This is a genomic window from Pseudomonas sp. ACN8 (assembly GCF_002303925.1).
In the GTDB taxonomy this organism is placed as follows: Bacteria; Pseudomonadota; Gammaproteobacteria; order Pseudomonadales; family Pseudomonadaceae; genus Aquipseudomonas.
This window is the reverse complement of record NZ_MRCS01000012.1, coordinates 113,080-124,851: the sequence shown is the minus strand read 5'-3', so window position 1 is coordinate 124,851 and position 11,772 is coordinate 113,080. Positions and strand designations below refer to the sequence as shown.

Sequence of the window (11,772 nt, the reverse complement as noted above, 5' to 3'; positions counted from 1 at the left end):
GTTCGCGGCGTTCACAAATCCAGTGTGGGAGCGACGGTGCGACGATTCGACCTGCTCGCGATTGAGTGCGCAGCACTCACCCAGCTTATACATGCGCCGCCTCCAGCAAGATCCGCCCGCTGGAGCAGGTGGCGGTTTCATTGCGATAGGCGAAATACAATTTGCCGCGCGCCGAGTCGAAGCGCAGGTGCAGCTGGATTTCATCCCCCGGGCGCACCAGTTGCTGGAATTTCAAGACTTCCATGCCGGCGAATTTTTCCGGCAGGTTCATCAGTTGCCGACCCAGGCTCAGTGCCCAGTCCACCTGCACCACGCCAGGCAACACCGGCGCCTTGGGGAAATGACCGCTGAAATAGGCCAGGTCCGGTGGCACGGCCAATTGCAGGCTCCACTCGCCATGGCTTTCGACTTGCTCCAGCACCTCGGGCGCTTTGGGGCGCGCCGCCAACAGCAGGGCGTCGACGTCGGCCTGGGGCAGTTTGCCCTGAGCGTTCAGCGGCAGTTGTCGCAGCAGGCGCCAGCGTCTTGGCAGGGCCAGCGCTTCGCAGTGTTGGCTCAGGTGCTGGCGCAATTGCTCGGTGAGGCTGCGTCGACCCTGATTGCGCAGCACATGCAAACCGGCCTCGCTCAGCACCAACAACGCCCCCAGGGAGGCGCGGTTTTCTTGTACGACGCCGAGCCGCGCTTCGATGACCCATTCATGGGCTGCCAGCGCCTGTTCCAGCATCGGCAGCGAGATGCGTTTTTCTTCCAGCTTGACGATACGGTCCAGTCGCCCAAGCAACTCGAAGCGACCATCGACGGCGAAGCGCACAGCATCGGCAGTGTGTTCGACATGGCCATTGGGTAAATACGGCGAAGCGATCAGCAGTGCACCGTCACTGTCCTGGGTCAGCGTGACATCGGCAAAGGGCTGCCAGAGTTCCGCGTCCTGACGCCAGGCGATGCCGCCGGTTTCCGAACTGCCAAAGATTTCCGTTGGCCATTGCCCCAGACGCCCATGCAGGCTCTGTGCGGCCTCGACCGGCAGTGCGCCGCCGGAGGAAAACACCCGGCGTACCGCGCTCAAGGCAGGCCAGTCGAGGTTGTCGCCCATGCGCTTGAGCAACGCCGGGCTGGCCACCCAGGCGAAGGCCGGGTGTTCGCGGCTGGCGCGTTGCAGGTCTTCCGGAAAAGCCAGTTGCCGACGTACGAACGGGCGCCCGGCGCACAGCGGCCACAGCACCCGAAACAACAGGCCGTAGATGTGCTGGGTGGCGACGCTGCCAATGATGCACGCCGGGCCCAGGTCTGCGCCCCACAGCTGTTCCAGGGCTTCGACTTCATTGGCCAGTTGGCGCAGGTTTTTTTCGATGCGCTTGGGCTCGCCACTGGAGCCGGATGTGCACAGGCTGAGTCGGCAGTTATCCAGGTCCAGTGCGGCGGCACTCAGTGGCGGATGACGAAACTCGCTCAGGTGTGCATCATCGGGCTGATCGCTCAGCCACAGATCGACTTCACCTGACCAGCGTTGGCGGGTCTGGGGTTGCAGGTCGGACGGCAGCAGCACACTGACCCCGGCACGCCAGGCGCCGAACAGGGCAATCGCCAGGTCGGCGGCATCCTCAAGGTGCACGGCCATCTGCCGCACTCCCCGGGCTTGCAGGCCGGCGGCCAGGCGCAGCGCCTGCTCGCACAGTCGGGCGTGATCCAGTGCCGGGGCGGTCGTTACGGCCCGCTCAGGCTGAGCCTTGAGCAGCAGATGCTCAAGTTTTATCCAATTCATGGGCGGCCTCGTACCCTTTGTCGTATGAGCCATTCAATGGCAAACATCAGGCCTATCAATCCGTAGGAAATCAGGCCGGTGTACAGCGTCCACCAGCTCAGCGGCGCCCAGAGGGTCAGGGCGGCGGCACACAAACCGTTGCATAGAAAAAAAACACTCCAGGCGATGGTCACCTGGCGGGTGTAGCGAATGCCCTCGGCCGGCAATTGCGGCTCGCGTACCCGGGCCAGGCGTTCGACTATCGGTGGGCCGAATGTCAGGCTCGATCCGAACAGCGCCAGCATGAAGCTGCTGATCAACACCGGATACCAGCGCAACAGCGCCGGGCTGTCGAACAGTGCCAGCAACAGACAGAACACAATGGCCACCGTGGCCATCCACAGACTGCCAGGCCGTCGTTTGCCGGTCAGCGCCCGGGCCAGCCACAGTCCGCCCAGCAGCAGCCCGAACTGCCACGGGGCGAAATGCTCCATGCCGAAATACACCGCAAAGGGATACAAAAGGCCTGCCAGCAGCAGGCCGAGGCCAATCAGTCGATTCATGCGGCCGGTTGAACCAGACGGTAGACCGCCTCGACCACGTCACTGACGGTACGCACCGATTTGAATTCTTCGGCGGCGATTTTCTTGCCGGTCTGACGTTTGATGTGATCGATCAGGTCGACCGCATCGATGCTGTCGATTTCCAGGTCCTGATACAGGTTGGATTCCAGGCTCACACGCTCGGGGTCCAGTTCGAAGAGTTCGACCAGGGCATCGCGCAGGGTGTTGAAGATGTCGTCACGAGTTTGCATGGTCCGGTCTCAAGCTGCCTGTTTTGCAGTGACGAAGGCCGCAAGGCTCGCCACGTTACTGAAGTGATTACGTGTGTCCTTGGCATCGGCGTCGATCTTGATGCCGTACTTTTTCTGGATGGCCAGGCCCAGTTCCAGGGCGTCCACCGAGTCCAGGCCCAGGCCTTCGCCGAACAGGGTCTGCTCGTTGCCGATGTCTTCGGCACTGATGTCTTCGAGGCCAAGGGCGTCGATGATAAGCATTTTGATATCACGGTGCAGATCGCTCATCTTCGGCGAGCTCCTTAATAAAGTAAGAATGTAGATAATCGTTGAGCTTGCGCGAGGCCTGCGGAGCCGGCCCCTGCGTGGCGAAGGTCTGTGGGTCTATATCGGCCCCGACCCGAAAACTGAAGTGCACGCGCCGCTTGGGGATGCGATACCAGGGCTCGGCCTTGGTCAATGTGGTCGGGCTGACCTTGATAATGACCGGGGTGAGGATTTTCGCACCACGCAGGGCGATTGCCGCGCCGCCCCGATGAAAGGCCGGCGGCTGGCCGGGTTGGGTGCGCGTACCTTCCGGGAAAATGATCAGGGTCTGGCCGTCTTTCAACGCGTCGGCAGCGGCGTCGAGCATGTCCATGCTGCCGTCGTTGCTGATGTATTCGGTGCAGCGCAGGGGACCGCGGGTGAAGGGGTTTTCCCAGAGGCTTTGCTTGACCACGCAGTTGGCGTGACGCACCAGGCCGATCAGAAAGACCACGTCGATCAGCGAAGGGTGATTGGCAATGATCATTTGCCCGGGACGACCGAGCTTTTCCGCACCTTCAATGCTGTAGGTCAGCACCCCGGTACGGGCCATGAAACGCACAAAAATCCAGAAACAGCGGCTGACCGTTTGCCGAGCCCGCAGCCGATGGGTTCGGGCATCGCCCGGCAGGCCGTTCAGCACAGGGAAAATCACCAGGCGCAGGCACAGGCCGCCCAACCCGAACAGGGCAAAGCTCGCGGCGGTGGCCAGCAAGCGCCAGTAGTAGGCGTCGCGGTTTTTCTCGGTCACGGGTTGCGTTGCCAGGTCCATACACGATTTTTCCAGGCATGTTGGCAGGTGGTTTGCTGGCCGAGCAGCGCACACAACAGATTAAGCGCGTGGGGCCAGCGGGATTTGGACAACGCATCCGAGGAGCTGTTCAGGGACAACTGCCAGTCGGTGCCGGGTGTGATCAGCAGGCCGACGGCATACGGGAACGGCACGTCGTCGATCCAGGTCGAGTAAGCCTCGGGCGGCCGCTCTTCGGTGACCACCAGCAGTACCGCGCCGGCGCCTTCAGCCAGCAGCGCGGCAGCTTCGAGCATGCCATGTTCCAGGCCATCGCCTGCGGCGGCCAGGGCGGTCATTTCGCTGGTTTCACCCCGCATGATCGACCACAAGCCAATGATTGCGTTATGTACCGACAAGCTGAACCGGGTTGGCGACAGCGGCTGATCGGTGGCCAGGTCGCTGAGAATCTCGACCGTGCGGGGCGTTTCGCCGTGACGGGAAACAAAGACCAATGGCAGATCCTGCCGACCTTCGGCCAATGGCCAGCCGACACTGAATGCCATGCGCGCCAGACGGCTGAGCCGCCGACGCTGCATGGCCGGCAGAAAGGAAACGTCGGGAGCGGCATCGCTGTCCGGCAGCACGACCGGTTGTCGGCACCAGGCCTGCCAGTCATTCACGCTATCAAGCCCCGGGGCCCAGGCGCGCCATTGGGCGATGTTGAAGTTGATCACAGACATTCATCCCACCCTCACGGGCTTACTTGACGCGGGGAGTGGCCGAGAGCCGGGACTTACCCTGCGTGGCGTTTGGCGCCGAGTGGCGCGCATTATCCCGGTGCCGGGAACGTGTAGCAAATGCTGGTTACATTTTGCTCAGCAAGATGGAGTGACCGGCTTGAAAAAATTGAATGATTGGTAATTATTCACAAAATTTTTACCCCGTTTGTCGGTTCTTGCGTCGAGCCGCCGGGCCATTCAGGGCCTTTCGTGCAAGAGAAAGCAACTGACTGTGTAGTCCTTGCACTAGTGAGGTAGCGTAGCCATACCGTGGACCACTACACTCGGTCATTCTTTGATACACGGAGGTTTTGACATGCGGCGCGTGGTGTTCAATCAGAAAGGTGGCGTTGGCAAATCCAGCATTGCCTGCAATCTGGCGGCGGTCAGTGCCAGCGAGGGTTTTCGCACCTTGTTGGTGGATCTCGATGCCCAGGCCAACTCCACTCAGTACCTGACGGGGCTCACAGGCAGCGACATTCCGATGGGCATCGCCGATTTCTTCAAGCAGACGCTGTCTTCCGGGCCGTTCTCCAAAAAGAATCAGGTCGACATCTACGAAACCCCGTTCGATAACCTCCACGTCATTACCGCCACCGCCGAGCTGGCAGACTTGCAGCCAAAGCTTGAAGCCAAGCACAAGATCAACAAACTGCGTAAGTTGCTGGAAGAGCTGAGCGAAGACTACGACCGGATTTACCTTGATACTCCGCCGGCGTTGAACTTTTATGCGGTCTCTGCGCTGATTGCCGCTGATCGTGTGTTGATCCCCTTCGATTGCGACAGTTTTTCACGCCAGGCCCTGTACGGCCTGATGGCGGAAATCGAAGAATTGAAGGATGACCATAACGAAGGCCTGGAAGTCGAAGGCATCGTCGTCAACCAGTTCCAGGCCCGCGCCAGCCTGCCTCAGCAAATCCTCGATGAACTGATCGCCGAAGGCCTGCCGGTGTTGCCGGTGTACCTGGCCAGCTCGGTACGCATGCGCGAATCCCACCAGGCCAATACGCCGCTGATCCATCTCGATCCACGGCACAAGCTGACGCAGCAATTCGTTGAGCTGCACAACCTGCTGGAAAACGCCTGATCCTGGCTGGCTACATAGAAATACTGTGGGAGCGAGCCTGCTCGCGAAAGCGGTGTATCAGGCGACATCTTTATTGAATGTCAGTCCGCCTTCGCGAGCAGGCTCGCTCCCACAGGGTCTGTGTTGTTTCAGATCTCCTGGCTACGCAACCAGCTCATCAGTTGCGGTAACGGGAAAGCCCCGCTCTGCCGGGCGACTTCCCGGCCGTTCTTGAACAGGATCAGGCTCGGAATCGAGCGAATCCCCAGCTGCGCCGACAACTGCTGGTTCGCTTCGCTGTCCAGCTTGGCCAGCCGGCACTTGCCCGCCAGTTGCCCGGCTGCCTGCTCGAACACCGGTGCAAACGACTTGCACGGCCCGCACCAGTCTGCCCACACATCCACCAGCAGCGGCAGATCGCCCTTGATCTGGCTGGTGTAGTCGCCTTGCTTCAATTCAAAGGGTTTGTTCAGCAGGACTTCGGCCTTGCAGCGCCCGCATTTCGGGTGGTCGTTGAGGCGTTCGGCGGGAATTCGGTTGAGGCCGTTGCAGTGGGGACAGGGGATGAGGAGTGGGTCGGTCATGAGCGATATCCAATGGGAAGCTGATAACACCTAGTTGGAGACGTTTGCTTATATTTTCAATCGTGCAGCGACAGGCAATAAAACTAGGCTGAGGGAAGGATCCGATTGAGACCGTTGGTCTGCCCGGATGTATCGCAACTTGCGATAAAAAATCCATGTGTTTAACTCATCCATAGCAGAATGCGATAAGGATGTTGCATGCGAGTGTTTTCCGAAAAACGAATCTGGGACGCCAAGGAAAAGTGGCCGCAGGCGGCCAGCGCACTGGACCAGTGGTATCGAATGGTAAAGCGCATCAAGCCAAATGATTTTGCGGCGATGAAATCTTCATTTCCCGCGATCGACAAGGTCGGTGAGTTTCACGTTTTCGATATTGGCGGTAACAAATTACGGCTGATCGCCTATGTTCGGTATCAGCATCAAAAAATCTACATAAAGCATGTGCTGGATCACCGCGAATATGACCGCGGTAAATGGAAGGAGGGAAGAACATGAGCGTTCTGATCAAAAACGCGGCGGAGCACTGGGAGTTCGTATCGCCATTGCTACGCAAACCCAAAAACGAAGACGACTATGACATGCTGGTGCAGGCACTCGACGAGTTGCTCGAGATGACCGGAGTTGACGAGTCGCATCCCCTGATGAGTCTGGTGGATATCATCGGTGACTGGATTGAGGAATGGGACCACAAGCATCACCCAATGCCCGAAGCCACAGGTGCCGAAGTGCTTGGTTACATGATGCGCGAACATGGATTGACTCAAAGCGACCTGCCTGGCGTCGGCCCTCAGTCGGTCGTTTCGGAGATCCTGAGTGGCAAGCGCCAGCTCAACCTGCGGCAGATCCGCTGGTTGGCCGAGCGATTCAATGTGCCAGTAGACGTCTTTATCTGACTCGCCTCACGACGAACAACTGATCTCCAGATGCTTGCCCCATTCCGGCGGCCTCTCCGCGTAGCTTTCCATCCCCGGTTGTTCCTCGAACGGGTTGCTCAGCACTGCGTGCAGTCGGCGGACTTCCGAGTAGTCGCCGCTCTCTGCCGCATCAATGGCCTTTTGCGCCAGGTAGTTGCGCAGGATGTACAGCGGGTTGACCGCGTGCATCCGCTGGCGGCGCTGCTCTTGATCAAGCGTGCCTTCACGGGCGACCCGGGCGACGTAGAGCTCGCCCCAGGCATCGAAGCCCTTGAGGTCGACGAAGTCATCACGCAAGCGGGTGATGGCCTGTTGTGGTGCGTCATCACCCAGGCGACGGAAAAACAGGCTGTAGTCGACGCCGCTGTTTTGCATCAGTTGCAGCAGGTTCTCCAGCAGTTTTTGGTCGTCATCCTCTGCGGTGGTCAGGCCGAGGCGGCGGCGCATCAGGTCCAGGTAATGGGCCTGGAACAGCGGCAGGTACAGACCGAGAGTTTCGCGCAGGGCCTCGACGCTGATGAACGGCGTCAGGGCCTGGGCCAGGGCGCTGAGGTTCCACTGGCCAATCGGCACCTGGTTGCTGAAGGAGTAACGGCCCTGGTCGTCGGAGTGGTTGCAGATGAAGTTGGCGTCGAAGTCGTCGAGGAAGGCGAACGGACCGAAATCGAAGGTAATCCCGAGGATCGACATGTTGTCGGTGTTCATCACCCCGTGGCAGAAGCCATAGGCCTGCCATTTGGCAATCAGTTCGGCATTGCGCTCAACCACTTCACGGAACATCGCCAGATACGGCTCCGGTTGCTCCAGGCACTGCGGGAAGTGCATGGCCAACACGTGATCACCCAGCTCTTTTTGCTGCTCGGGGCGCTTGGTGTAGTAGAAATATTCGAAGTGCCCGAAGCGCACATGGCTCGGCGCCAGGCGCAGGATCATGGCCGCGCGCTCCTGCTTTTCACGCCACACCGGGGTGTCGGAGCCGATCACGCACAGGGCGCGGGTAGTCGGGATGTTCAGGGCATTCAGGGCTTCGGAAGCGAGGAATTCGCGGATCGACGAGCGTAGTACCGCGCGGCCATCGCCCATGCGTGAAAACGGCGTCTGGCCGGCGCCCTTGAGGTGCAGGTCCCAGTGTTCGCCAGCCTCGTTGTACACCTCGCCAAGCAACAGGCCGCGTCCGTCACCCAGTTGCGGGTTGTAGGAACCGAACTGATGTCCGGAATAGACCATCGCCCTTGGAATCGCGTCGGCCCAGAGCTTGTGGCCGCTGAACAGTTCGGCGAACTCCGGGGTTTCGGCCACGGCCGGGTCCAGGTCCAACAGCGCCATGGCGGCGGGGCTGGCCACGACCAGGCGCGGATTATCGATCGGCTCGGGCAGCACATGGGCGGAAAACGCATCGCCCAGGCGGTCGAAGCGATTATCGAAAGTGAGTTCGTCGAGGGCTTTCAAAGGCCGGCTCCAGCAGAATGTCCGAGCATTCTGCTGGGGAATGGCCGGTTAGTCGAGTTTGGCGGCCGGCGGTTCTTGCGCCGGCTTGCCGTCGACGATCGGCACGATGGTTTTCGCTTCCGGTTCGATCGGCACCATCTTGTATTCCTGGCCGTGCAGGTTCTTGAGGTAGACCTCCATCTGCCGGAACGAGATATTGATGTGCTGCTTCTTGAACTCGCGGTTGATGAAACGGTTGACTTCGTCGAGCACGGGGTTGCGGTCGCCGAGATCACGCACGTGCATGCGCAGCTCGTGGTCGAGGGTGCTTTCGCCGAAATTCAGGAAGTACACGTGGGGTTCCGGGTCTTTCAGCACGCGCGGGTTGTCGCGCGCGGCCTTGAGCAACAGCTCTTTCACCAGGTCCAGGTCCGAACCGTAGTCGACGCCGAGCTTGAGGGTCACCCGGGTGATGGTGTCGGTCAGCGACCAGTTGATCAGTTGCCCGGTAATGAACGTCTTGTTCGGGACGATGATGTCCTTGCGGTCGAAGTCGGTGATGGTCGTGGCACGGATGCGGATCTTGCTCACCGTGCCCGACAGGTTGCCGATGGTGATGGTGTCACCGATCCGCACCGGACGTTCGAACAGGATCATGATGCCGGAAATGAAGTTGGCGAAGATCTCCTGCATGCCGAAACCGAGGCCGACCGACAGCGCCGCCACCAGCCATTGCAACTTGTCCCAACTCACACCGAGGGTCGACAGCGTCGAGACGAAACCGACACCGGCGATCACGTAGGACAGCAACGTGGTGGTGGCGTAGGCGCTGCCCTGGGCCAGGTTGAGCTTGGATAGCACGAACACTTCGAGCAAGCCCGGCAGGTTGCGCGCCAGGGCGAAGGTGATGCCGATGATGATCAGCGCGCCAAGCATGTCGCCGATGCTGATCGGCACCATGCTCATGTTGGCGCCGGTACCGCTGGTGTATTCGTAGAGGGTGACGTTGTCCAGATACGAGAACACCGTGATCAGGTCGGCCCAGACCCAATACAGTGCCGCCATGAAGCCGCCCAGCAGTGCCAGGCGGATCAGGCGCAGGGACTGTTCGTTGACCTTCTCGATGTCCATCGTCGGTTCTTCGATCACCGCCTCGCCATCGCCGGCCTCTTTGGCGGCCAGCCGCTTGGCCAGGGCGCGCTGGTAGGCCAGGCGCCGGGCCGCCACACTGAGGCCGCGCACGAAGGTGGCTTCGATCACCAACCAGAACATCAGCAGGTACAGGGTGTTGATCAAGCGGTCGCTGAGCTTCAGCGCGGTGTAGTAGTAGCCGAAGCACACCGCCACGAACAGCGCGACGGGCAGGGCGGTGAACAGGATTCCCACCAGTTTGCGGAACAGCGAAGCGTTTTCGTGGGTCGGGCTGCTGATGAGCAGGCGGCTGAGCAGCAGGGTCATCAAGGCGTAGCAGATCAGTACCACCGGCATGCCGAGCACGTCATCGGCCAGTGCCGCCGGTTGCAGTTCGGCAACGGCGACGACAGTCACCAGTGCCATGACCACGATGCCGAGGCGGCGGATCCATCTGCGCAGGAACTCCACCTGGGGCTTTTCCCAGCGGAAATGCAGCTCTGCCACGCCACCTGGCGCGAGGATCCGGTAGGCGGTGTAGAACACCAGCCAGGCCCCGGCCATTTGCAGCAGCGCCGCGCCCATATTGGCGTTCTGCCCACGGGCGTCGATTTGCAGGGCCAGCCCGCACAAGGCGAGGCCCAGGGAAACCGGCATCGCCAGCAGAATATTGATCAGAATCGCCTGTGGCGTGTGCCACTGGCTGTCGCGCTTGAAGTGACCGATGTCCTGGTGAACCTTGATCAGTCGCGCGTACAGATTCTTGCGCCGCCACAGCAGCGCACCGATCAGCAGGGCCAGCGGCAGGAACAGCAGCGGGCGCTGGGTCAGGCCGTCGGTCAGTTCGCTCAGGCTTGAAAGGACCGGCAGCGAATCGAGTTGCCGCTGCAGGCGATCCGGCACACTGTGAACCCACTCCAGGTCCAGCGGCTTGTTGCTGGGAATCCAGAACATCTGCTCATCGAGGGTCGCCCGCAGGCTTTGCGCCGTGCTGAGCAGTTGCTTCTGGTTCAGTTGCAGGGTGATGGATTCATTGAGCACCGCGCTCAGTTCGCGGTTCAGTCGCTCCAGCAGGTCGGCGCGGGTGGTGGCCAGTTCCATCAGGCTTTTGCGCAGCTGCGCCGTGACTTGCTCGGGAGGTTGGGTCGACAGCAGGTTTTCGACGTAGGTGGTCGGATTGCTCAGCAATTCCCGTTGCTGGCTGACTTCGAACTGATACAGGCGAATGTCGGCGATCTGGTCGGCCAGGTTGCGGTCGAGCCGCAGGCGCGGCAACGCCTGTTTCTGTTTGTAGAGAATCTTCGAGAGCAGCAGGCTGCCTTTGAGCACATTGATTTGCTCGTCCAGTGCCGCATCGCTCTGGGTCAGGCTGTCCAGTTGTTGCTTGGTCTGCAGGTTCTGCTGGGTGACTTCGTTCAGGCGGTCGGTACTTTTGAGCAGGTAGTCCGAGAGCTTCAGGTTGGCCGCGCTTTCGGTGGCCAAAAGGCTGCTGCCGCCGGCCTTCTGCGCTTCGATGGATTGCTGGGTGACCGTTTCCTGGGACAGCGCCAGGCGCTTCTGGTTGATCAGGGTTTGCAGTTCCTGGATTTCCTGATCCAGGCGGTCGGATCGCTCCGACAACAGGTCATGCTGGCTGTTGCCGAGGTCTTGCAGCTGGGTATTGCCGGCCAGTTCCTGGCGCCGCAGCGGGATCAGGGCGTTCAGCGCTGCCAACTCGGCATTGAGCTGGTCGCGCTGCTCGGCGCTCAGGGTCTTGCCGGCGTCCTTGCCGACCTTGAGGGTGTTGTTGATCTGCTGAATGCGCGTCTGGCTGCTGGATATCTCTGCCTGGGCGCGCTCGGGGCGGGTCTGGGCGGTGATGATCAGGCTGTTGGCATCGGCCAGGGCTTTTTGCAGGTCGCTTTGCTGGGTGGAACGCTCGGTGAGCAATTGTTCAAGCTGCTGGATCGGCTCCTTGGCGAAACGCTGCGCCACCGGCACCACGGTACTGGCCTTGAGGCGGGTCAGTTCACGCTGGTTCTCGATGGTCTGTTTGGGCGCACTGCTCAATTGCTGCTTGAGCGCGACCAGCTTCTGCTCGTAGTCACGCTTGTTGTTGAGCTGGCTCAGCGTGCCTTGCAGGACCGATTGCAGGGCCTTCTGATCGGCTTCCGGCAGTTTGCGGTCGGCGATCTTGTCCAGACTCGCTTGCACGGCTTCGCTGGAGGGCGGTTCGGCCGCTTGCAAAGTACTGACAGAGAGACTCAAACCCAGCAGGGCGATGGCGAAGATGGAGCGCAGATTAGGCATAA

The 11,772-nt window shown here is 60.6% G+C and carries 12 protein-coding genes; 3 read left to right on the top strand and 9 right to left on the bottom strand.

From position 1 onward, the window contains the following. Nucleotides 1-85 precede the first annotated feature (85 nt). From BSF44_RS09205 to BSF44_RS09180, 6 genes are read right to left on the bottom strand one after another with little or no spacing between them, the layout of a single operon-like run. Nucleotides 86-1,765: an acyl-CoA synthetase family protein gene (locus BSF44_RS09205; protein WP_095943240.1), complete on the bottom strand. Its 1,680-nt coding sequence runs from the start codon at nt 1,763-1,765 to the stop codon at nt 86-88. After that, the gene (locus BSF44_RS09200) at nt 1,762-2,307 is read right to left on the bottom strand and encodes a hypothetical protein (RefSeq protein WP_095943239.1); all 546 of its coding nucleotides are present in this window, start codon (nt 2,305-2,307) and stop codon (nt 1,762-1,764) included. The genes BSF44_RS09205 and BSF44_RS09200 overlap by 4 nt, the downstream gene beginning before the upstream one ends. After that, entirely contained in the window at nt 2,304-2,558 is a 255-nt protein-coding gene (locus BSF44_RS09195; protein WP_007992314.1) for an acyl carrier protein, read from the bottom strand. Before BSF44_RS09195 ends, BSF44_RS09200 begins: the two co-directional genes overlap by 4 nt. A gap of 9 nt (nt 2,559-2,567) precedes the next feature. After that, nucleotides 2,568-2,828 carry a phosphopantetheine-binding protein gene (locus BSF44_RS09190; protein WP_095943238.1) on the bottom strand — a complete coding sequence of 87 codons (261 nt, stop codon included), beginning with the start codon at nt 2,826-2,828 and terminating at the stop codon, nt 2,568-2,570. Then, nucleotides 2,809-3,618 (bottom strand): 1-acyl-sn-glycerol-3-phosphate acyltransferase, encoded by an 810-nt coding sequence (locus tag BSF44_RS09185; RefSeq protein ID WP_095943237.1) that lies wholly within the window; start codon nt 3,616-3,618, stop codon nt 2,809-2,811. The genes BSF44_RS09190 and BSF44_RS09185 overlap by 20 nt, the downstream gene beginning before the upstream one ends. Further along, nucleotides 3,594-4,319, bottom strand: a complete 726-nt coding sequence (locus tag BSF44_RS09180; RefSeq protein ID WP_095943236.1) for a beta-ketoacyl synthase chain length factor — start codon at nt 4,317-4,319, stop codon at nt 3,594-3,596. Before BSF44_RS09180 ends, BSF44_RS09185 begins: the two co-directional genes overlap by 25 nt. Before the next feature lie 355 nt (nt 4,320-4,674). Here BSF44_RS09180 and BSF44_RS09175 point away from each other — a divergent pair, with 355 nt between their 5' ends. After that, on the top strand, nt 4,675-5,445 hold the full coding sequence (locus BSF44_RS09175) for a ParA family protein (protein WP_015093167.1): 771 nt from the start codon (nt 4,675-4,677) through the stop codon (nt 5,443-5,445). A gap of 128 nt (nt 5,446-5,573) precedes the next feature. On the opposite strand, the gene trxC is transcribed toward BSF44_RS09175, so the two are convergent. Next, nucleotides 5,574-6,008, bottom strand: a complete 435-nt coding sequence (gene trxC, locus BSF44_RS09170) for a thioredoxin TrxC (RefSeq protein WP_095943235.1) — start codon at nt 6,006-6,008, stop codon at nt 5,574-5,576. Between the two features lie 198 nt (nt 6,009-6,206). On the opposite strand from trxC, the gene BSF44_RS09165 reads away from it, so the two are divergent. Together BSF44_RS09165 and BSF44_RS09160 are read left to right on the top strand one after the other, a co-directional pair. Beyond that, nucleotides 6,207-6,503 (top strand): type II toxin-antitoxin system HigB family toxin, encoded by a 297-nt coding sequence (locus BSF44_RS09165; RefSeq protein ID WP_095943234.1) that lies wholly within the window; start codon nt 6,207-6,209, stop codon nt 6,501-6,503. Next, nucleotides 6,500-6,901, top strand: a complete 402-nt coding sequence (locus BSF44_RS09160) for a type II toxin-antitoxin system HigA family antitoxin (protein WP_095943233.1) — start codon at nt 6,500-6,502, stop codon at nt 6,899-6,901. Before BSF44_RS09165 ends, BSF44_RS09160 begins: the two co-directional genes overlap by 4 nt. A gap of 6 nt (nt 6,902-6,907) precedes the next feature. On the opposite strand, the gene selO is transcribed toward BSF44_RS09160, so the two are convergent. Together selO and mscK are read right to left on the bottom strand one after the other, a co-directional pair. Then, nucleotides 6,908-8,371 (bottom strand): protein adenylyltransferase SelO, encoded by a 1,464-nt coding sequence (gene selO / locus BSF44_RS09155; protein ID WP_095943232.1) that lies wholly within the window; start codon nt 8,369-8,371, stop codon nt 6,908-6,910. Between the two features lie 48 nt (nt 8,372-8,419). Continuing rightward, complete coding sequence (gene mscK / locus BSF44_RS09150) at nt 8,420-11,770, bottom strand: mechanosensitive channel MscK (RefSeq protein ID WP_095943231.1); 3,351 nt, start codon at nt 11,768-11,770, stop codon at nt 8,420-8,422. Nucleotides 11,771-11,772: the final 2 nt, after the last annotated feature.

What these genes read in the sequence shown, in the direction of transcription:
- BSF44_RS09175 (WP_015093167.1), top strand. Translation starts at nt 4,675, where the DNA reads ATGCGGCGCGTGGTGTTCAATCAGAAAGGTGGCGTTGGCAAATCCAGC.
- BSF44_RS09205 (WP_095943240.1), bottom strand. Translation starts at nt 1,765, where the DNA reads ATGAATTGGATAAAACTTGAGCATCTGCTGCTCAAGGCTCAGCCTGAG.
- trxC (WP_095943235.1), bottom strand. Translation starts at nt 6,008, where the DNA reads ATGACCGACCCACTCCTCATCCCCTGTCCCCACTGCAACGGCCTCAAC.
- BSF44_RS09190 (WP_095943238.1), bottom strand. Translation starts at nt 2,828, where the DNA reads ATGAGCGATCTGCACCGTGATATCAAAATGCTTATCATCGACGCCCTT.
- BSF44_RS09165 (WP_095943234.1), top strand. Translation starts at nt 6,207, where the DNA reads ATGCGAGTGTTTTCCGAAAAACGAATCTGGGACGCCAAGGAAAAGTGG.
- mscK (WP_095943231.1), bottom strand. Translation starts at nt 11,770, where the DNA reads ATGCCTAATCTGCGCTCCATCTTCGCCATCGCCCTGCTGGGTTTGAGT.
- BSF44_RS09195 (WP_007992314.1), bottom strand. Translation starts at nt 2,558, where the DNA reads ATGCAAACTCGTGACGACATCTTCAACACCCTGCGCGATGCCCTGGTC.
- BSF44_RS09185 (WP_095943237.1), bottom strand. Translation starts at nt 3,618, where the DNA reads ATGGACCTGGCAACGCAACCCGTGACCGAGAAAAACCGCGACGCCTAC.
- BSF44_RS09180 (WP_095943236.1), bottom strand. Translation starts at nt 4,319, where the DNA reads ATGTCTGTGATCAACTTCAACATCGCCCAATGGCGCGCCTGGGCCCCG.
- BSF44_RS09160 (WP_095943233.1), top strand. Translation starts at nt 6,500, where the DNA reads ATGAGCGTTCTGATCAAAAACGCGGCGGAGCACTGGGAGTTCGTATCG.
- BSF44_RS09200 (WP_095943239.1), bottom strand. Translation starts at nt 2,307, where the DNA reads ATGAATCGACTGATTGGCCTCGGCCTGCTGCTGGCAGGCCTTTTGTAT.